Genomic DNA, 21,865 nt, shown 5'->3' on the forward strand with positions numbered 1-21,865 from the left:
AATTTTCCACCTCTAATATGTCTTTTTCCCTATTCTAACAAAATAAACAGGTTTAAACATATTACATTTTTGTTACAAGGGGAAAATAGTAGTATTTTACTGGTTTATATTGGCGAACTTTGAGTAATGTAATCTACAATATTTTCTATATTGTGAGTCTTTTTTCACATTGAGGGGTTTTGCGTTTTGGTTTGTAATTATATGTAAAAATAACCCTGTTTTTGGATGCGCATTTCCGTTTAAAAAATGAAAACCCACTTCGTAAAACGAAGTGGGTTTTTTATTTAAAAAGGAAATCAACTAAATTCCTGCTTGAATTTCCTGTGGAGTATTCATTCCATTTTTGGTTAAAGGAAGCGATCTTCAGTAATGAATGATCGGCGGCACGGATTTTCTTTAAGAGATCTACTGTGGTAGATACCACGGGTCCGGGCATGGAAGAGGAGTAATCCTCCCAGAATCCCCGTTCCTGCACATACTTTTCTAAGTCATATGCAAAGAATATCATGGGTCTTTCCAAGAAAGAGAATTCAAATGGTATCGATGAGTAATCGGTTATTAAAAGATCCGTACTGATAAGCAGTTGGTTAACGTGAAATTCACTATCGACAGGATAAATGAATCCCGGAAATTTATCTTGTAAATCATGCTCTGCTTTAACTGCTGGATGCAGTTTTAGTAATAACGCATAATTTTCGCCCTGAAGTTCCTTGTAGAGCAATTCCAAATCAAGTGCAATCTCTCCGCTGTTCAAACCGTCATTACGGAATGTAGGGGCATACAGCATGATTTTCTTATGCTCAAGTTCTGGATACCTGTCCAGCAAAGCATTACGGGCATTTCTTTTTGATTCATCATTGAAAAAGAAATCGGTCCGAGGTATCCCGGTCCTTAGGATATGCGATGCCGGCAGTTGAAAACTTTCTTGAAAAATCTCGGCCATTCTCTCTGAACCTGCCGTTACATAATCGAATTTTTTATATACCTCAAAAAATCTTTTCCTTGCACCGGCTGAGCGGTTTTGAATGGAAGGGTCTTTTGCCCCGAATTGCTTAACGGCACCGGCTGCATGCCACACTTGGACACATGTCACTTGCTTTTTGAATGCAATGGCTGAAAGAAAGCCAAAATAATTATCGATGATGATCCATTTTGATGTAGCCAGATGATAAATCGATCGGATCATGGCCATGATATTTTTTGATTCAAACGGAAGGACGATGGTTTCCCCATCGTCCTTAACTTGCATGGAACTGCTCGATTTCATTAAAAATACTTTTTGAACGGAAATATCCTGCTTGTCCATTTCATCTGCGATATATTGGCAATTGTCCCCGAATGATGTGACAAAGGTCGTTTTGTCATATAAAGGGAAAAGTTTAAAGATAGAGAATAAAACTTTGAAACAAAAAAGATAAATCCCTATCGCGAATTCTTTAGCCATTAGTAACTTGTAAAAGGTCATCTTTAATTTGGGAAGTCGAAATGCCGATAGTTCTTGGAAGGTAGACCACTTCACAAACTTCGGATAATTCATCGAATTGGCCTTTCCAGTCATCGCCCATTACAAAGATATCTACACCTTCACGAACGATGTCTTCCCTCTTTTGTTCCCAATTGTCTTCCGGTATGACTTCATCCACATAGCGGATTGATTCAAGGATCATTTTTCTGTTTTCAAAGCTATGATAAGCTTTTTTATCTTTTAAAGCATTGAATTCATCCGTGGAAATGGCAACGATCAGATAATCCCCTAAATCTTTAGCGCGTTTTAATAGATTGATATGACCCCAATGAAGCAAATCAAAGGTTCCGTAAGTGATTACTTTCTTCATCTTTATTCCTCCTTTAAGACTCTTAAACTGTTATTCAATCAAATTAATATATATTTGGTCTATTAGAATATGAAATGGAACAATAAAACAGGCAACTGGCATTTAAATTTCTGCTTGTTGTTTTCCTATATTTTTAGGCAATGACATTCTCTAACTAATTATAACTTAATAGCTTTACAAATAAACCACAATTTTTTTACAAATAAACCACAATTTTTACATTGATGATTATTGTAAATATTATTTTTTAAGCTAAAATTAAATGTTGACTATTTTGTAGGGCATAATAAGGTGTCTATATGAATGTATGGTTTATACTGAATGGTATTTAAAAATAATTTCTCTTCACTTTACTTAAAGTAAGCTGATGAACGATTGATAAGAAAAATTTCATATTCTTGCTGCAATCAGAATAAGCCATCCACAATTTTACCACGTTTAGGAGAGAACAACTAGAGGAGCTTCATTAATCCCTGTTTTCTAATGGTGTAGGTGAAGCGACAGGATTGTATGAAGGACAGATGATGGGCATATATTGGCCATAAATCTATCGCCTAACATTTTTTAAGTATCCAATTAATGAAGTGCAAGTATTGGTTTGAAAGCGTTAACTTTGATGTCATGAAGACTTCTTTGCAATAAAGAGAATTGTTTTTGCTATTCCCTTTCCATTCTGGCAACATGGAAGAACGGCAGTACCTCCTTGGAAGTCTTATATTTACGAATGTTTTTAAGTTTTAGTATGTTCGTTTTCGACTATGCACTAACCAATATTGTCTTTTTTGTTCATTAGAGGATTTATAGTAAATATATGGGCAGTTCGCCTGTCTGTTTAATGATATTGAGGAAAAACCCAAAAAAGTTTATGATTTTAATGTACATTGAATGATTCGTTTTTATTTAAATAATTTGTAATAGGTGGTCTAAAATGATTAAAAAGCTTCTTGGAAAAGGGAAAGCAAAAAAAACTCCTAAAATTAAGCTGAAACAAGTTCTGACCATTGCGCAAGAGAAAGATACACTGTTGATAAAAGGGGAATTTTCAATAGAACATTATTGCGCAAAAGAACTATGGTTATATTCTAGGGAGTACGAAGATCAAAAAATAAAAATAGCTGAATCGGTGAGTTCATCTAAATTTGAGTTTAAAGTAGATTTGAAAGATTTAATGCGGAAATTAGACGGTGATGAACCGACTGTTTATGACTGTTATATAAAGGTTTCCGTTCCAGTTGAAAAGCTGAGCAAAAAAGCGATACTTAGTATCGAGCATAAAGCTGAATATGTAGAAGAGAACGAACAGGTTAATATCGAATATCCAATTCGTCTAGGGCGTTTCCAGGAAACGCACATGAACAATTTGAGTATTTATAACTATGAAGATAAACAAAGTATATTCTCTATAACAAATAAAGGGAATTTATCTCTTTACTTCAATAAAACCCCTAAAATTTCGATTAAGTCTCAAATTGAAAAAATCAAAAGCAAATCGAAGGCCATGCAAATTAATGGTCAAATTTTCACCAAGCATTCAAGGATCATAAAAGGTGAGGGCCTTGTAAAAGGAAGACAAAGTGACAAAGAATATCAGGCAAATATCTCTTTTATTCATAATAAGGAAATGAATATTAAGAAATATGGACTGAATCGTTATATATATGATTTGAGAGTGGATTTAGAACAATTAGTCAGTGCGGATTTGGAAGATGATGTATATGACATTTACATGAAATTACATTTGCATGATCAGGAAGAGCCGAAAATGGTACGCGTCGGAAGACCAACCACCAGAACTAAATTATTTACTAAAGAGACCGATGTCAGCTCGAATAATGGAGTTGCTATCGTCAATCCATACTATACCTTTAAAGCATCCAATTTATCATTGGAAGTGTTTAACTTCTCTACGGAAAGTTATCGATATTTAAAAAGGATGATGGGGTGGAGGCGGTTTTTGGCCTTATTTAAAAAGAAAAAGGATGTCTGGCTAATTGGAGAAAGAACGTATAAAGCCCAGGATACCGGATATCACTTTTTTAAATATATGAGGGAAAATCACCCAGAAAAAGAAGTGTATTATGTAATAGAAGAAAATTCAGTGGAAGCCAAGAACGTCGAGCCCTTTGGAAATATACTTTATTTCAAATCAAAGGATCATATTAAAAAGACTATGGAATCGACCCGTATCATTTCATCACATCATCCGGATTATTTATATCCTTTAAGAACTTCTGAATTTAAAAATCGTGTTAAGGGAGTTAAGGTATTTCTTCAACATGGTGTTATGGGCACGAAGAATATGGTGGCAAACTACGGGAAAAATGCAGTCTCAGGCTTTAGTACAGATGTTTTTCTGGTAAGTTCAGATTTCGAAAAGGATATGATTGTAACAGATTTTGGATACAACGAAAAAGAAGTATTCACGACGGGACTTTCGAGGTTCGACTCGCTGTTCAAGGATGATGTTTTAACTAAGCGGCAATTATTGATCATTCCAACATGGAGAGATTGGATTACATCCGATGAAATCTTTTTGGAAAGCGAGTATTTTGAACGGTATCAGAAATTAGTGAATCACCCGGTTTTACATGAGTTATCTAAAAACAATGGATTCGAAATCATTTTTTGCCTTCACCCTAATATGCAGAAGTTCACGTCTTATTTCAAGGATGCCCCTGTCAGGGTGATCAGTCAGGGTGAAGTGGATGTCCAAAGATTAATTAAGGAAAGCGCGATTATGATCACGGACTATTCAAGTGTAGCGTTTGATTTTAGTTTTCTGCATAAACCGGTAATTTACTATCAATTTGATAGAGACCGTTTCATAGGGAAAAGACCGTCACATTTGGATTTGGATAACGATCTTCCGGGTGAAATCGTTGATGAATTGGATGAATTGTTAGGTGTATTAGCCGAATATGCCAACACTGATTTTGTCATGAAGAAAAAGTATATGGATAAGGCCAATCGTTTTATTAAATATCGCGATGTCCATTCTAATTCAAGGATATTCGAAGTGATTCAAAATGCAGAAAAAGATCAAAATTCAATAATTAAATTATATAACCATCCGATATCGAAACTCATTATGAATCGGTTCAGGAAAAGTGATAAGTATTTCCCTGTCATGAAAAAGGTTTATAAAATCATGTCCAAGGTTATCCCGGTTGACCGGAACCTTATTCTTTTTGAAAGTGGGATAGGGAAGCAATTCGCCGATAGCCCGAAGTATATTTATGAAGAACTGGTCAAAAGGGATAATAAATATAAAAAAGTTTGGGTGTATAATGGTAATTTACCAATAAAAGGCAAGAACACAAAGCTGATTAAACGCTTAAGTCCGGAATACTATTATTATTTAGCCAAAGCAGGTTATTGGATAAATAATCAAAACTTCCCTACCTATTTAAGCAAAAGGAAGGAAACGACATATATCCAGACTTGGCATGGTACCCCTTTGAAAAAAATGCTATTTGATATAGATAATATTCAGGGAAGAGACGATGGGTACTTAGATCGAGTGCATGGTGCAACGAGAACTTGGGATTATTTAATATCACCAAGTCCATACGCATCCAATGCATTCAGAAGCGCCTTCAAGTATGAAGGGGAAATTTTAGAAACGGGATATCCAAGAAATGATTTGTTTTACAGGGAAGATGCTTCAATGATTTCCAAGTCAGTGATGGAAAAACTGAAGATACCAAAAGGAAAAAAAGTCATCTTATATGCTCCTACATTCCGGGATAATCAAACTTCCAAAAACAATAAATTCATTTTCGAACTGAAATTTGATTTGGAAAGAATGAAGGAAGAATTAGGGGATGAATATATCCTGTTGTTAAGGATGCATGTTGTTATAAGTAATAATCTAAGCATCCCGAGTGAATTTGAGGATTTCGTGATAAATGTATCCAATTATTCAGATATTCAGGAACTTTACCTGATTTCTGATATATTGATCACGGATTATTCTTCAGTAATGTTCGATTTTGCTAATACTGCTCGGCCGATTTTGTACTACACTTATGATTTGGAAGATTACCGAGATAACATCCGTGGATTCTATATGGATTTTGAAAAGGAAGCACCAGGTCCATTTTTAAGTACAACTGAGGAGATTATCGAAACTATTACCAATATCGATGATATAAACATGCAATATAAAGAAAGATATGGTTTATTTAGAGAGAAGTATTGTGGAATAGAGGACGGTAAAGCTACCCGGAGAATCGTGGATAAATTTTTTAATGATTGATTCCTAAAATAAAGGGTATTGTTGCTTAAGTAACTGGTGAATTTGGCTGCCCAAGTCGAAACGTCTATGTTACCTCTAGACATAAAAGGAGAGAGGAATCGTATGAATTTCTTGGTACGTCAAAAAGCGAGGGAACTTTTAAAGAGCGGTAATATTCAATTGAAAAATAGTCCTGTAAGCTTAAGAAATAAATTTTTAGGAAAAGAAAAAAAAGTCACGGTAGTCACTGCTGCATATAATGCTGAAAAATTCATCAGAAAAACGATTGAATCAGTAATCAATCAAACCATCGGTATTGATCAGATTGAATACATCATTATTGATGATTGTTCGACAGATGGCACCAATAAAATCATTCAAGAGTATGCAGCCAAATATAAGAATATCTGTTCAGTTACCCTTCAAGAAAATAATGGGTCACCCGGGACTCCGAGAAACATTGGAATAGAATTGGGAACATCCAAATATATAACTTTTTTAGACGCGGATGACTGGCTTGCACATGATGGATTGGAAAGCCTCTATAACATCCTGGAGGAAACCGGTGATGATTATGTGGTGGGCAAAACGGTAAAAGTCGAATCCGGGTCAGAGAGCGTCATCGGTGAGTTTGCTTCCATTAAAGAAAGAAGAAGCATCACCCCTCTGGATGTTCCGCACTTTTTTTATCATATGGGTCCAACGGCAAGGATGATGAATCTGCCTATGGTTAAAGAAAATGAAATTGGTTTTCCGAATATGAAATTCGGTGAGGATAAATGGTTCTTTACTGATGTTTTCTTTAAAGTTAGTGCAGTATCAACTACTAAAAAACCTATTTATTATGTCAATAGAACGGCTGAAAACCCCTCTTCTTTAACACGTGTCACGAATGTGTTGGACAAAAGGAAAGCGGATATTGAAATAATAAAGTATATTCAATCCAAGGATATTGCCATTGAATTGAAAAAGGTGGCTCTTAACCGGATTTATGAGTACGATATTGTAAAAACGTTCGACAGTCAAACCTTTGTGAAAGCCAAGAATAAAGAAGATTTTATAGAAATATTAAAGGAAGCTGTCGAAACAGCGAAAAACTTGTCATATGACTTCAAGAATGAATTTAAAGTACCTATTTATAAATTGGCACTTGAATTATTCATGGAGGATCGTGTTAATGATTTCATAAAGTTGTTTGAATGGTTAAAGCGAGATTCCAATAAAAAATATCATATAAAAGATGGTTTACCTTATTACGAACTTCCATTTCTGGAAGGTGAATATCGCTTTGTCAGGATACCGATGCTTGCCCGTGCACTGGATTCTTATATTATGGATAATGTCTACCACCAAAGTTTTGAGATTTATGGTGATGATATAAACAACATAGATTCTGTATTGATACGTGATAGGACAAGAATCGACAATGAAATCAATTGCGGAGTTCAAATAGAAGGTAATAGAGGCCATTTCACTGTTTCATTGGATGAAATTGATAAAATGGAAAAGTCCTTATTTACGTTGTTCATTCGCTACAATGATTATCAATTGGTGAATATTAAAAGGATCCTGAAAAATAAGATGACGTATAATAAGAAAAATGTGGAGTTTTATACAACAGTGGCAAATAATTTGGGACTGGCAATAAAGTCTTTGGAGTAGCTGTTAGAAGCACACCAAAAATAAGCTCTCCCTTCTATTGGGCGAGCTTATTTTTAATTCGATTTATTAACATGGTTCACTTATCATTAATCAATAAAAAGGGAGATCGGATATGTCAAATGAAAAAATACAAACCTCAAAGAGACCTTCCTTTCTATCGCTAGTTAAAAATAAGGCTAAAGCAATTATTTTAAGAGGATATAAAAGGGCCTTTGCATTGGTGGGGACAGTATTGCCAGTGGACCGGAAGCTGGTTATTTTTGAGAGCTTTTTGGGCAAGCAGTATAGCTGCAATCCCCGGGCGATTTATGAATACTTGCAGAGTAACCATCCTGAATATAAAATGTATTGGAGCGTAGATAAAAGATATGCAGCTCATTTCGAAGAGGCAGGCATCCCATATCTCAATCGCTTTTCAATTAGTTGGTTGCTCAAAATGACAAGAGCCCAGTATTGGGTAACGAACAGCAGGCTCCCGCTTTGGATTCCGAAGCCGAAGCACACGATCTATCTGCAAACGTGGCATGGTACTCCATTAAAGAAACTTGCGGCGGATATGAATGAGGTTCATATGCCTGGAACAACGACGGATAAATATAAAGAAAATTTCCATGCCGAATCAAGTAAATGGGATTATTTAATTTCACCGAACGCTTATTCAAGTGAAATTTTTGCACGTGCCTTCAATGTCGATACTGCTAAAATTCTGGAAACCGGTTATCCTCGCAATGATATACTTTACAATGGGAATAATCGTGATACAATCGACTCATTGAAACAGAAGTTGGGTATACCAATAGAGAAAAGGATCGTTTTATATGCACCAACTTGGAGGGACGATGAGTTTTATAGCAAGGGAAAATATAAGTTTGAAATAAAACTCGATCTGAATCGAATGAAACAGGAATTGGGGGAGGAGTATGTCATTTTGCTCCGTCTTCATTACTTGGTTTCCGAGAACTTGGATTTATCGGCGTATCAAGGATTCGCTTATGATTTATCCAGTTACGAAGATATTAGTCATTTGTATCTTATATCGGATTTATTAATAACTGATTATTCCTCCGTATTCTTTGATTACGCAAATTTACAGCGTCCGATGCTTTTCTATGTATATGATATTGAAAATTACAGGGACAAGCTTCGCGGTTTTTACTTTGATTTCGAAAAGAGTGCACCTGGTTTGTTAGTCAAAACATCTGATGCGGTCATTGATAGTATCAAGACGATGAAATATGAAAATACCAATGATATCAATCATTTTCACGAGCGGTTTTGTGCACTCGAGGATGGCCAGGCTTCACGCCGTGTCGTAGAAAAAGTGTTTTTAGGAAGGTCTGTGTAATTTATGAGTTCAGCTTTGACCGTTTTAAAAGAACAAATCAATAATTTTTATTTGGTAAGGCGTTTATCTGTTTATGAGATGAAAAGTGCCAACAGCAATAACTACCTGGGAGTCTTATGGGAAATCATCAATCCAATGATACAGATTGCGATTTATTGGTTTGTATTCGGATTTATAATCCTAAATCGCGGGGAAAATTTCCTTCCATGGCTGATGGCAGGGATCGTTGTCTGGTTCTTTGTGAATCCTTCGATAACCCAAACGTCCAAATCCGTCTATTCCCGACTGAATATGGTATCCAAGATGAGCTTTCCGATGAGTGTAATTCCATCGTACGTCATCTTTGCCAAGTTGTATCAGCATCTCATGCTGCTGGGAGTCATCATCATCTTATTAGGTTTTACTGGATACCTTCCAACAGTTTATATCATACAACTGCCGTATTATGTTGCCGCGACGGTCTTGCTATTATTTTCAATTGGGTTAATCTCTTCAACATTATCAACCATTATTCGTGACGTTCATAATATAATCGTGTCCTTAATGAAAGTCTTGTTTTATTTAACACCAATCCTTTGGGTATTGGATGCTAAGGAGCACCCTATCATACTAAACATCATGAAGCTGAATCCGCTATATTATATTGTGGAAGGGTATCGGGCTTCATTGTTGGGGGAATCATGGTATCTAATAGCGCATTGGGAATATACCCTTTATTTCTGGGCAGTCGTTATCATCTTATTTTTGATAGGTTCCTCGCTGCATGTCAGGTTTAGAGATCGCTTTGTTGACTTTAAGTAAACTGGAAGTGAGAAAAATTGGAAAAATCGGTAATTGTCAAAGATATAACGAAAAAATATAAATTATATAATAAAAACTCGGAAAAATTATTGGATCTTCTTTTGCCCAAAAGCTATGGGGAAGAGTACTTTGCTCTGAGGAATGTAAGTTTTGAAGCGGAAAAGGGCGATGTAATAGGATTTGTCGGGGTCAACGGGTCAGGTAAGTCCACATTGTCCAATATTATCGCAGGCATCATCCCACCCACGGACGGAAATGTCCAAACTAACGGGAAAACGGCTTTGATTGCCGTTGCATCGGGCCTGAATAATCAGTTGACGGGCAGAGAAAACATCGAACTGAAAATGCTGATGCTCGGATTCGATAAAAATCGGATCAAAGAACTTGAGCCTGAGATCATTGAGTTTTCGGAACTTGGTAAGTTCATTGACCAACCGGTGAAATCCTACTCAAGCGGCATGAAGTCCAGGCTTGGTTTTTCCATTTCCGTGCATATCGATCCAGATATCCTGATTATTGATGAAGCCTTATCAGTCGGGGATAAAAACTTTGCTGAGAAGTGTTTAGAGAAAATGAACGAATTTAAGGCAAAAGGAAAAACGATGTTCTTTGTCAGCCATTCAATCGGTCAGATGAAGAAATTTTGCCAAAAGGCTTTATGGCTTGAATATGGAGAGTTAAAGGCATATGGTGCCATGAACGAAGTAATGCCGCAATATGAAGCATTCTTAAAAGAATATAACGCCATGTCTAAACAAGAACAGAAAAAATACCGTGAAGAACAAATGAAAAGGCGCAGTTCAGCACTGGTATGAAAGTGAAAAGCAGACCCGGGCTACGGGTCTGCTTTTTTTAGTTAAGCACTTTTTCATAAGCTTTCTCAAACCGCTCGGCAGCTGAAAGGTGGGAGTATTCGCTTTCCATTTTATATCTTGCTTTCGCAGCTAAATTTGCTGCATATTCAGGATCATTAAGCAGGTTGGAGATGGCTTGTGCAAGTGCGTCTTCATTTTTTTCCGCTACTAACAGACCATCTTCTCCATCAATGAGAATCTCCTTTAAACCTCCGATTGCACTTGCGATGACGGGTGAGCGGCAACTCATCGCTTCTAAGGCAGAAATGGAAGTCGCTTCTTCCACCCCGTGGGAATGAACGCTTGGGATGAGTACGATGTCCGATGCTTCATAGAGGTTATGCATTTTCTCGAACGGCACTGAACCGAGAAAAAGTACGGAATCTGATATTTTGAGCCTGGCTGCGGTTTCCTCGAGCCGGCTTCGCTGTTCACCCGTCCCTGCATAGACCAATACTGTTTCAGGATGGTTTTCCAGCACCTCCGGCAGAGAAAGAAGCGGGTATATGACACCGTTCTTTTCAGTCATTCTTCTCGGAACGAAAAGCATCTTTTTATGTAGCGGTATTTGAAAGTCCCGGCGAGTTTGCTCCCGCTTTGCGCTTTCGGGTTTGAAAGCAGACACGTCAATGAAGTTCTTGATCGTATCCGCTTCTATATGTGCCAAATGATTGATATAGTCTTTGATCCTTTGATCGACCGTCACTACTTTTGCAGCGGACTGATAAGCTTTCCTTTCTAGTTCGCGAATGATCAAATCTTCTTCACTATCCGGAAGAAGGGCGCCCCTGCTGACTGCCTCGAATGAATAATACCCATGGACGGTTTGCACCGTCGGTATCCCGGATTCGATGGAGGCAAGCGTTGCGAAAATGTCTTGAGCATTAATGACATCATAGTTCTTTTTCAAGGCTTTAATAGATGAAGCCAACAATTTTTGGCGTTGCCGGTCATTGAAAAGCTGGCCGCTACCCTGTTTTACTTTATTTAATAAAAATCCTGGGGCCTGGGCGAGCATTTTCCTCTTGAAAGGGTGTAATTGAGAGAAAGATAAAATGTCCACATTATGGCCCCGTGAAATTAACCCCTTTTTTAACGTAGTGATATGACTCGATAGCCCTCCTTCATGAGGGTAGTTGAAAATCGTTGTGATTAAAATGTCCATAGTGGCACTCCTTCTTCTAATGCATTAATTTGATGATCTGATTCTTTTCAGAGCTTGCAGGCTGCTTACTTTAAAAAGAATGGATAATGCGAGATATAGTCCGAATACTAGCAGCGAGATGATCACTAATTCCATGATGATGGGCAACTTTAGGGTAAGCGGGTGGACCCAGAGAGCCATTCCGTAAATGACGGTTCCGATGATGGTAAGCTTGCTGCTTTCCTGAAAAACATCCCTGAAAGCGGCCTTGTCCGCTCTTGCTGTCTTCAGCCATAGGTAGGCGAAAAGGTAGAGAGATTGCAGGAGCATGGAAATACCCGATGCTAAAGCGATTCCGCCGACGCCGAGATAACGTGATAGGACCCAGCTGAGCAGGACGTTAAGCAATACGGCAATCAAGCAGGAATACATCGCCACTTTCGTTTTCTTCAAGGCGTAGAAAGCGTTCATCAAATAATCCCTCAGTGCAAAGAATGGGAGGCAGGCAGAATAAAAGACGAATGCCCTATAAGTCATTTCGGTTGCTGAAGCATCGAAAGCCCCGCGTTGGAAAGCCAGAGTGATTAAGCTGTTTCCGCTGATTAACATGACGACCATGAACGGAATCGCTAAAAATAACAGCGATTTCAACCCCTTTAAGGTCAAATTAAGGAAAGATTGATAGCCTATAAGCGCGCGCTCGACGATTGAAGGGTACAATACGGTAATCAGCGGCGTGAGGACAATGCTTAATGGCAGCCAAAGCAGGCGATTGGCATAGTTCAAGGCCGATACGCTTCCGGTTTCGAGCGAGGTCGCAATAATCCGATCGACGACACTATTCAACTGGATCGCCAAAGCGGCGATAATGATTGGATAAAAGGTGTACAGTGTTTGTGCGATCTGCCGTTTATGAGGCAGGAAAGAGACGATGGGCCGGATTCCGTACTGCTTCAATGATGGGTATTGGATAAGGAACTGGCTTGCTGCACCGAGCACAAACCCCCAAGCCAACCCTTCAATCCCAAACGGAGCAGCCAACAATACGGTGGCTGCGATAATTACCGTGTTTTGTGCAGTTGAAGTGAGTGCTGGCAGAATAAAACGCTTATTCGCATTGAGGACCCCCGTCGCCATGTAAGAAAGCGTGAAAAATAGTAAACTTGGCAGCATGATCCGGGTCAGTGACTCCGTCAGGACCAGTTCCGAATCAGAGAAACCCGGGGCCGTCAACATGACGAGCGGCTTTATGAAAATCATGCAGGCAATGGTCAGGATTCCGGCAACCAGCATAAAGAAAGAACCTAAAACACTGATGAATTCATCAGCTTTCAACGGGTTATCCGCCTTCTTTTCCAAGTAAATGGGGATAACGCCGGCCTGAAGACCGCTGCCGATAGCCGTAAAAAGAATGGTTGGTATAAGGCTTGCCACGAAAAAAACATCTGCCATCGATGATGCCCCGAAATAGGCGGCTATGATCGATTCCCGCCCGAATCCGAGGACTTTTCCAATGGCAGCAATAATAGTGACGAGCCCGACCGATTTAATGACATGTGAAAGAGTAGGCATATTTTCAATCCTTTAATATGATGTCCTTCTGTAAACAGAATCCTAAACAACTATAAAATATCAGCGTAAACGTTTTATCTTCGAGAATATTGTAGAAAAGTCCTGCTAATAATGCGGCCAACATCAGGCAGATGGTGAACGCTGCCAAAGTGCCATTTTCCGATTTCAGGATTGTACGGCAGGTGAAAAAGATGAATGCAAGAACCGCAAGAAAGCCCAGCACACCAGTTTGTACCAGAATCTGGATATATTGATTATCGGTATACATCCTTTCACCAATTTGATATTCCCGATAAATTGGTGAGGAAAAGGATAGTGTGGCAGAATCTCCGAAGGTTGCTAACCCTGTACCGATTATCGGGTGATCTTTGAAAATCTCAATTCCCTTGATCAGGACATATAACCGGCCCCACTCTGTACTCTGGTGCAGTGTCTTATCAGAGAACATATCTGAAAAACGATTGGAAAGGGCATGTTCGTGTTCAGTAGAGGGGGTGCTGCCGATTATCACATTTTCCATGGGAATCGATGCGGATACCTCCACTTTACTTGATGCAAATAAAGCTGGGTAATAAATAAGAAGCAGGCCGAGACAAAATGCTCCTACAGCATATTTGAAAAATGGTTTATTTCTGGTCCATATCATAAAGACAAGCGCCGCGAACCCGAATGCAATCATCGTGCCCCGTGAATAGGTAAGCAGTAACGTTCCGGAAAACAGGATGGCAGCAAGAAAGACGATCCATTTATATTTTTTCATCGACTGAAATAGAAAGAAACTAAGGAATAACTGAATGCTTAAGAATAAGGCGAATACATTGGGATTGGCAGGTGCTCCATAAATCCTCATCCGGTTTGTCGGCGAAAGATTCCACATTTCCCATGAGTGTGGAAGCAGGATTGTACGAGAAAAGATTTTCTCCACTATGCCATGCAGGCAAAGTAAGATTGAAAATATTAGCATTACCTTCAAAAAGCGAAAGATATCCTTTCTTTCTAGATTTAATTCACCGATAATGTAAAGAAGCAAGAATGTGATAAGCAATGCACGAAGTTCAAATATGATGGGGAGGATTCCCACTCCGTTCATGAGTGCAGCTGCGGCGCCAATTAAACAAAACAACCAAAATGGCGCAGTAAAATGATATTTCGAAAATTGCCATTCGTTCTTTTTGAATCTTTCAATAAGCAAAGAAATGAATAAGGTGAGGATGATCAGGTCACCTGTATAGGTTAAGCCGCTATTCAGTTCCATAAATAAGGGACGGGCAGGGAAATAAATGAATAGAATTAATAACAGGTTTTTTTTATTTATACCGATAAAAACGAGCATCAACGCCGTTGCCAAGTAACCGGCGATAGGGTGAGGCACTGCAGATGGGACGAGCAGGCACAGTAATAGAATGGGTAACGATTGTTTTTCTAGAAACTTCAATTGATTAACCACCTTTGAATCAAAAATCACGTTCTATGATGTGTATGAAAAAATTTCTTGAATAATACCCCACCCTTTAGATGTATAGTACATATGAAAGGCTGAAGTGAAATGACAGAAAAGTTTGTTGAGATACTATCCATACCATTCATTGATAGCAATATGGATGAATTCATGAATGGAATGATATATCCAAGATTGATGAATCAGGAAAAAACGTTTGTCGTTACGGCAAATCCGGAAATAGTTGAGTATGCAAATGAACATCAGGATTATAAAGACATAATTTTATCTGCTGATTACATCACTCCGGATGGCGTTGGTATTATTATGGCCTCTAAATGGCTAAATCAACCTTTACAAGAGCGGATTACAGGATTCGACTTGATGAATGAATTATTTCGGGTCGCTGATGAAAGAGCGCTCAAGGTATACATGCTTGGAGCGGAGGAAAACGTGATTGAAGCGGCGGCCCTGAAAGTAAAAGAACTATACCCGGGTCTCGAGTTGGTCGGATACAATCATGGTTACATTGATATCAAGGATGATACCCTGCCTAAGTCGATAGCGGAACTTGAACCTGACATCATTTTGACTGCATTGGGGTTTCCTAGGCAGGAAAAATGGGTTTCCAGGCACTATGCGTTATTCAATAAAGGGTTATTCATGGGAGTTGGGGGGAGCTTTGATGTACTTGCGGGTAAGGTGAACCGCGCCCCGGTTTTCTGGCAAAAGATGCGTCTTGAATGGTTGTACCGACTTATCCAGCAACCTTCACGGTGGAAACGGATGCTTGCACTGCCAAGATTCGTATTAAAGGTTAGGCGATTGAGGAAATCGGTGCAGCGTTCCTGAACATAAGGAGTGGACTGGATGAGGATCTTGCATTTAAACGCCGGTAATGAAACCGGCGGCGGTATGTTTCATATAATGTCCTTACTGAACCAATTGAATAAAGAGGAGTGTTTGCTTGGTTTATTTGAAGATGGTGAACTTTACCGGCGGGCCATGTCCTCTGGGATACAAACCGAACTTTTCAGGCAACATTCCAAATATGACCTTTCAATTTTGAAACCTTTAAGGGACTTTATCCGTCAAAATAATATAGACATCATCCATACACATGGTCCGCGGGCGAATATATATGGTGCCTTTATAAAGCGCCTCGTTAAATGCCCTTGGCTTCTTACTGTTCACAGTTCACCTCATCATGACTTTTTGGGGCAGGGTGTAAAAGGAAAATTGTTTACGGGCCTTCATGTAAGGTCATTTCAATATGCCGATCATATACTGGCAGTTTCCGACCGCTTTAAGCAGGACTTGATTGACCAAGGAATCCATTCGTCCAAAATAACAAAGATCCTAAACGGAATTGACTTTGAAAAGGAATTGCCTTTCCCATTTCAAAGAGAAGATTTTGGGTTTGGGAAAGACGATTTCATCGTCATCATGCCTGCAAGGCTTGAGCCGGTGAAAGGTCATGAATTTGCTTTAGAAGCATTAAGTGAAGTTGTATCAGAGTTCCCCCATGTAAAGCTGTTGCTTGCAGGGGACGGGAGCAGGAGATCCGCTTTGGAAGAGATGGTCTCGGAAAAGGGATTATCAGATCACGTGCACTTTTTAGGGTATCGTGAAGATTTAGATCGAATCTACCCGTTGGGGGACATCACATTATTGACTTCCTTAAGCGAAAGTTTTCCACTGGTTTTACTTGAAGGAGCAAGATCGGGTCTTCCGGTAATCACAAGTGATGTCGGCGGTGTAAAGGAATTGATTCCCGATCGGGGCAAGGGCTGGATTACGGATATCGGCAATGTCGAACAGCTGAAATTGGCCATCTGCAATGCTTTAGAATTAAAAAAATCCGGGAACCTGACAAAGATAGGGGCGGATTTACAAAAATTTGCAAAAAACAACTTTTCTATAGAGATTTTAGCCAATAACGTATATAATGTTTATTTGAGGATGAAAAATTAAAATAAGCATTTATATATAGGTTTTCTTATAGATCGTTACGGGTATTAGATTTTTAGTTGAATTGAGGTGGTTTTTGATGTCGTTCCTGATGTTAATAGGGGCCTTGTTGGTATCCTTTTTATTATCCATTTTTTTGACTCCTTTTGTCGGAAAGCTGGCCTTTAAATTAGGAGCTACCGATAAACCGAATGAGCGAAAAGTGCATAGTAAAGTTATGCCGCGCATGGGCGGTTTAGCTATATTTTTGAGTTTTTTCATTACTTTCTTGCTTTTCATGAATGATTTTTGGGAGCAGTTGCCCCTCATGAATGATTTTTGGGAGCAGTTGCCCCTCATGAATGATTTTTGGGAGCAGTTGCCCCTTCTGGTGGGAGCCCTTGTCATCATTTTGATTGGGATGGCAGATGATATTTTTGAATTAAGAGCTGCACCCAAATTCCTGGGCCAGGTTTTGGCTGCCCTCATTATCGTATTATGGGGCGGTCTTGAAGTGGAATTCATCAATTTGCCGTTCTTTATAGATACACTTGAATTTGGTGTTTTAAGTATACCGATAACCATTTTGTGGATTGTCAGCATCATTAATGCAATTAACCTAATAGATGGACTGGATGGTCTTGCAGGCGGTGTCTCAACGATCGCATTAGTGACAATTGCAACTATGGCCCTTATTAAAGGGGACCTATTTGTTGCTATGGTCGCATTGATCGTGATTGGAAGCACTCTTGGCTTTTTGAAATATAACTTTCATCCGGCAAAGATTTTCATGGGAGATACAGGCGCATTATTCTTAGGTTACATCATTGCCGTTCTGTCCCTGCAAGGGTTTAAAAACGTTACGATGATTTCATTGATCGTACCGATCATCATTTTGGGTGTGCCCATTTCGGATACATTTTTCGCGATTATCCGCAGGGTCGTCAATAAACAGCCAATCTCGGCTGCTGATAAATCCCATTTACATCACTGTTTGATAAACTTGGGATTCACTCATAAGCAGACTGTATTGCTCATTTACGCTTTAGCTGCTTGCTTTGGCTTAGCGGCAATAATCTTTCAATTTGCAACAGTGTGGGGAGCTTTGATACTTGTAACGGGACTCCTGCTGATCATAGAAATTTTTGTGGAGAAAATTGGTTTGGTCAATTCAAACTATCAGCCGTTGCTCAAGATGCTCAACTTTAAAAACAAACCATGATCATTTTGGAAATAGATTACTAGATTAGCTAAATTCGCTAGTGTATATATGAAAAGCCACCAACCGTTTAATGATACGGCTGGTGGCTTTTTTGCTCCTAACTGGAGGGGGCGCAAAGATAGCAAAAAAGGAAACCCCCACTCATAAAGAGTGGGGGTTTCACTTTATTCTTGTATTTGTGATTGAACTGCTTCAGTTTGAGTGGCTTCAGCTGGTCCCAGGTTCAAGTGGGATTGAAGCAACAGCTTAGTGTTTGCTAATGATGTTTCGTTCAGCTGATAATAATAGGTTCCGCTAATGGTAGAATCCTGACCTTCAAGTTTGATGGTTTCAAGATTAAGGCCTTTATCGGTAGTTACATATTTTATGAAACCTCTCATTTGTGAGAATTGAAGGTTCGTTGTCATATTGTCACCGACAGCTTCCATTACGTCCGTATATTTCGTTAGTGATCCAGCCGAGGTTGCTTTGGCGATGATGGCTTTCAGGACTTCCTGCTGACGCTCACCACGTTGGATATCACTGTCCTTTTTACGTGTCCGTGCAAACGCTAATGCTTCTTCACCATTAACGGTCTGTATTCCTTCTTCAAGGTGGATGGCATTCTTCTTGTCATTTGAATCCATTTCATTCAATTCATAAGGTACGTCGACTTCGATACCGTCCAATGAATTCACGACATCGATGAAAGCATTAAAGTTCATGCGAACATAATAATCGACAGGGATATCGAGTAACTCCTCAACGGTGTCCATCGTCGCTTTCGGTCCGCCGGCAGCATGAGCAGCGTTGATTTTTGTGGTTACGCCTTTGGCTGGTACGTACACATAGGAATCACGGGGAATGCTTAGTAGTTTTATAGATTTCTGATCTTTATTGAAAGTGGCCAGAATTAAAGCATCCGAGCGTGAGTTGCCTTTAAAATCACGTTCCTTACTATCATCGATTCCGATGAAAAGAATGGAGAAATTATCTTCGAGCGGGTCGATTGCTGCACTTCGCTTTGCTGATGCTTCCACAGGGTCATAGGAATCATTGAATACATTCTGGGCTTTCATATACAGCGTTGCAGCATAAGTAGAAGCACCCAGACCAAGTACCAGCAGGGGAACAAGCAATAACCAAAGCCTCTTTCGCCTTTTTTTCTTTGTTTTTTTAATTTTATAAACACGCCTAGTAGTAGACATCTTTTTCTTCTCCTTTTAAATAACGAACATCAGACATATATCGCTATTTTTCGAATCCTGCAGTTTATATTTCGTCATTTATTACACCTAATTTTACAATGATTTAATAATTTCGTAAAATAAATATTTCTTTTCAATTATATTACAGCATAAAAAAGGAAAAATATGCAGGAGTATATCAGGAGAATTCCTCTTCCAAATAAAGCATTTCTTCCTCAGTGATGTGGCCTTGGCCATTTGTCAGCTCTGTAATCCAAGCGGTATATGTCTCTTTTTGTGTTTCCTCGACATATACAAGGATATTGACCTGATCAAGGTACTGAATTTCCTTTATTTGATAAATGGAAGATCGCAATTCGTTTTCCAATTTTCCAAGCCAGGTATAGTCGACGGTTGTCGAAATGACACGCATTAGTTTTCTAATGACCACACCAGTGGAATTTATTCCTTCTGAAGTCGCTTTGCTGTAAGCGCGAATGAGACCGCCAGCACCAAGTTTGATGCCGCCAAAATACCGTGTGACCACAACTGCGGTGTCTTTCAGATCCTTTTTCTTAAGCACTTCTAGGATAGGGACGCCTGCCGTTCCGCTCGGTTCCCCATCGTCGAGGGCTTTTTGGATTTGATTTTGTTCCCCGATCATATAGGCTGAACAATTATGTGTAGCATCTTTGTGCTTTTTCTTGATTTCCTGGATAAATGCCTGTGCGGCATCTTCGGTTTCAACCCGGGCGATGTGGGAAATAAAACGCGATTTTTCAATGACGATTTCATGTTCGCCGCGACCTGCCACCGTTAAATATTGAGTGAGCATTACTATTCCACCTTCGTACTTCCTATTAGTTGATTTATTATAAGGCTTTGCGGAAAAAGTGGCAATGACGATTCATTTACATGCCGCATGTGTAAAGAAACTTTAATATAAGATAAAGCTGTACGTGTTATAATTAATTTCATTGCCTGTTATTGTTATTAGCTGGTCATATATGCTTAAAAGAATAACATTGTAGGAAAAACATGGGTTCTGTGCCATTATCCTGGCTTTACCTTAACGTGTCCTCTCTTTTCAAGGATTTTGCCATTTAATAAATGCATCTGTTTCATATGATAATCAATGGAGCGGAATATCCCATTTGATTGAAAAGGATAATTTGTATTAGGATAATAGAAATGGCTTTCTGCCTTTAAAAGGCAGACTTAATGGCCGGGAATATGAGATGTATAGTAAATATGTACATTTTATGGAAATCATAAAAGGAAATTAACGTATTTTTAAACTTTTTTTGGTACAATATGTTCATGAAGGTTACTTCATACAAAAGTTTCCTGAAATTTAACCATTCATGAAAAAGGAAAAGAACTTTTTTCCATATACATAGTCTTTAAGACAATAAATTGTTTAAGTCTTTTGGTAAGTGGAGGGATCTTAATGTCCATAAAAAAGGTTGATGCTAAAGCATTGGACAAGATCTTAGAAACAATGGTGAGCACTGTTAGTGAAAGTAAGGACGAAGTCTTTGATATCGGCGAACAATGCCGAAAGGATTTCGAGTCATTATCAAAAGAGCTTGATGATGTGAAAATCAGGGTTGCCATTGTGATAACCGACAGCGATGCAATGGATTCAAAAGCCAGGTTTGCTCGAAAAAGGCTTTCAGAAGTCAGTATGCACTTCAACCATTTTTCTGAAGAACAGGTGCGCGATGCTTATGAAAGGGCACATAAGCTGCAAGTCGATTTACAAATTAACCGGCAATTGGAGAAAGAGCTCCGTAATCGCCGGGATGAGCTTGAGTTAAGGTTAAGGGGTTTACAGCAGACAATCGATAAAGCGGTGCATCTCGTCTCGCAAATATCGGTAGTACAGAACTATTTGACACAGGATCTTAAATTTGTCGGGGAAGCACTTCAAGAAGCGAAACGCAAACAGGACTTCGGCCTGAAAATAATCGAAGCCCAGGAGCAGGAACGTAAAAAGCTCTCACGTGAAATTCATGATGGGCCGGCGCAAATGCTGGCAAACGTCATGATGCGCTCAGATCTGATAGAACGAGTGCAACGGGAGAGAGGCCCTGATGAAGCGTTAGTTGAAATCCGCAGTTTAAAGGTCATGGTAAGGAATGCTTTATATGAAGTGCGCAGAATCATCTATGACCTTCGTCCTATGGCGCTTGATGATTTAGGACTAGTTCCTACCCTCAGAAAGTACCTGCAAACGACCGAAGACTATAATAATGGCGTGAATCTTAATTTCGTCAATCTTGGGCAGGTCAAAAGGCTTCCTTCCGATATGGAGGTCGCTTTATTCAGGCTGGTTCAAGAGGCAGTACAAAATTCATTGAAGCATGCGGACCCAAAACAGATTCAAGTTAAACTGTCCATTTCCAAGGAGATGGTGACCGTTGTCGTCAAGGATGATGGAAAGGGGTTTGACTCTTCGATTCAAAAAGAAGGTTCATTTGGCTTGGTAGGAATGAGAGAAAGAGTCGAGCTGCTGGAAGGTGAAATGACGATAGATTCACAACCAGGGGCAGGCACTTTAGTATTTATACAAATTCCCTACCATATATAAACGATAGAGAATAGACTTTTTAAATAGAAACTAGGAGGAAGAAGCC

The 21,865-nt window shown here is 39.1% G+C and carries 15 protein-coding genes and 1 pseudogene; 9 read left to right on the forward strand and 7 right to left on the reverse strand.

Going from position 1 to position 21,865, the window contains the following annotated elements; all coding sequences use genetic code 11:
• Positions 1 to 280 precede the first annotated feature (280 nt).
• On the reverse strand, positions 281 to 1,444 hold the full coding sequence (locus tag ACSR9O_RS12025; RefSeq protein WP_491724453.1) for a CDP-glycerol glycerophosphotransferase family protein: 1,164 nt from the start codon (positions 1,442 to 1,444) through the stop codon (positions 281 to 283).
• The gene (gene tagD, locus ACSR9O_RS12030; protein ID WP_057278149.1) at positions 1,437 to 1,835 is read right to left on the reverse strand and encodes a glycerol-3-phosphate cytidylyltransferase; all 399 of its coding nucleotides are present in this window, start codon (positions 1,833 to 1,835) and stop codon (positions 1,437 to 1,439) included. Before tagD ends, ACSR9O_RS12025 begins: the two co-directional genes overlap by 8 nt.
• A 928-nt stretch (positions 1,836 to 2,763) precedes the next feature.
• On the opposite strand from tagD, the gene ACSR9O_RS12035 reads away from it, so the two are divergent.
• The 5 genes and pseudogenes from ACSR9O_RS12035 (at position 2,764) to tagH (ending at position 10,695) form a co-directional block, all read left to right on the forward strand.
• Complete coding sequence (locus tag ACSR9O_RS12035) at positions 2,764 to 6,093, forward strand: CDP-glycerol glycerophosphotransferase family protein (protein WP_101223783.1); 3,330 nt, start codon at positions 2,764 to 2,766, stop codon at positions 6,091 to 6,093.
• Between the two features lie 102 nt (positions 6,094 to 6,195).
• A complete protein-coding gene (locus tag ACSR9O_RS12040; RefSeq protein ID WP_491724454.1) occupies positions 6,196 to 7,734 on the forward strand; it encodes a glycosyltransferase family 2 protein in 1,539 nt (512 codons plus the stop codon).
• Between the two features lie 139 nt (positions 7,735 to 7,873).
• A pseudogene (locus ACSR9O_RS12045) lies at positions 7,874 to 9,079 on the forward strand (CDP-glycerol glycerophosphotransferase family protein); the annotation flags it as partial.
• 3 nt (positions 9,080 to 9,082) lie between these two features.
• Complete coding sequence (locus ACSR9O_RS12050; RefSeq protein WP_101223780.1) at positions 9,083 to 9,880, forward strand: ABC transporter permease; 798 nt, start codon at positions 9,083 to 9,085, stop codon at positions 9,878 to 9,880.
• 17 nt (positions 9,881 to 9,897) lie between these two features.
• Positions 9,898 to 10,695 (forward strand): teichoic acids export ABC transporter ATP-binding subunit TagH, encoded by a 798-nt coding sequence (gene tagH, locus ACSR9O_RS12055; RefSeq protein WP_101223779.1) that lies wholly within the window; start codon positions 9,898 to 9,900, stop codon positions 10,693 to 10,695.
• Positions 10,696 to 10,732: 37 nt separating this feature from the next.
• Here the strand turns inward: tagH and ACSR9O_RS12060 are convergent, their stop codons facing one another.
• From ACSR9O_RS12060 to ACSR9O_RS12070, 3 genes are read right to left on the reverse strand one after another with little or no spacing between them, the layout of a single operon-like run.
• The gene (locus tag ACSR9O_RS12060) at positions 10,733 to 11,899 is read right to left on the reverse strand and encodes a glycosyltransferase family 4 protein (protein ID WP_101223778.1); all 1,167 of its coding nucleotides are present in this window, start codon (positions 11,897 to 11,899) and stop codon (positions 10,733 to 10,735) included.
• Between the two features lie 24 nt (positions 11,900 to 11,923).
• A complete protein-coding gene (gene murJ, locus ACSR9O_RS12065; protein WP_101223777.1) occupies positions 11,924 to 13,450 on the reverse strand; it encodes a murein biosynthesis integral membrane protein MurJ in 1,527 nt (508 codons plus the stop codon).
• Positions 13,451 to 13,454: 4 nt separating this feature from the next.
• The gene (locus tag ACSR9O_RS12070) at positions 13,455 to 14,885 is read right to left on the reverse strand and encodes an O-antigen ligase family protein (RefSeq protein WP_101223776.1); all 1,431 of its coding nucleotides are present in this window, start codon (positions 14,883 to 14,885) and stop codon (positions 13,455 to 13,457) included.
• A 111-nt stretch (positions 14,886 to 14,996) separates the two neighbouring features.
• Between ACSR9O_RS12070 and ACSR9O_RS12075 the strand changes: the two genes are divergently transcribed.
• The 3 genes from ACSR9O_RS12075 (at position 14,997) to ACSR9O_RS12085 (ending at position 18,060) form a co-directional block, all read left to right on the forward strand.
• Positions 14,997 to 15,740 (forward strand): WecB/TagA/CpsF family glycosyltransferase, encoded by a 744-nt coding sequence (locus ACSR9O_RS12075; protein WP_101223775.1) that lies wholly within the window; start codon positions 14,997 to 14,999, stop codon positions 15,738 to 15,740.
• An 18-nt stretch (positions 15,741 to 15,758) separates the two neighbouring features.
• Positions 15,759 to 16,862, forward strand: a complete 1,104-nt coding sequence (locus ACSR9O_RS12080) for a glycosyltransferase family 4 protein (RefSeq protein ID WP_260358762.1) — start codon at positions 15,759 to 15,761, stop codon at positions 16,860 to 16,862.
• Positions 16,863 to 16,950: 88 nt separating this feature from the next.
• Positions 16,951 to 18,060 carry a glycosyltransferase family 4 protein gene (locus tag ACSR9O_RS12085; RefSeq protein ID WP_260358867.1) on the forward strand — a complete coding sequence of 370 codons (1,110 nt, stop codon included), beginning with the start codon at positions 16,951 to 16,953 and terminating at the stop codon, positions 18,058 to 18,060.
• Between the two features lie 164 nt (positions 18,061 to 18,224).
• Here the strand turns inward: ACSR9O_RS12085 and ACSR9O_RS12090 are convergent, their stop codons facing one another.
• Positions 18,225 to 19,247, reverse strand: coding sequence for an LCP family protein (locus tag ACSR9O_RS12090; RefSeq protein WP_101223773.1), 1,023 nt, complete (start codon positions 19,245 to 19,247; stop codon positions 18,225 to 18,227).
• Positions 19,248 to 19,425: 178 nt separating this feature from the next.
• The gene (locus ACSR9O_RS12095) at positions 19,426 to 20,061 is read right to left on the reverse strand and encodes a YigZ family protein (protein ID WP_402943445.1); all 636 of its coding nucleotides are present in this window, start codon (positions 20,059 to 20,061) and stop codon (positions 19,426 to 19,428) included.
• A 615-nt stretch (positions 20,062 to 20,676) separates the two neighbouring features.
• On the opposite strand from ACSR9O_RS12095, the gene ACSR9O_RS12100 reads away from it, so the two are divergent.
• Complete coding sequence (locus ACSR9O_RS12100) at positions 20,677 to 21,819, forward strand: sensor histidine kinase (RefSeq protein ID WP_491724455.1); 1,143 nt, start codon at positions 20,677 to 20,679, stop codon at positions 21,817 to 21,819.
• Positions 21,820 to 21,865: the final 46 nt, after the last annotated feature.

This window comes from Peribacillus sp. B65 (assembly GCF_058513295.1).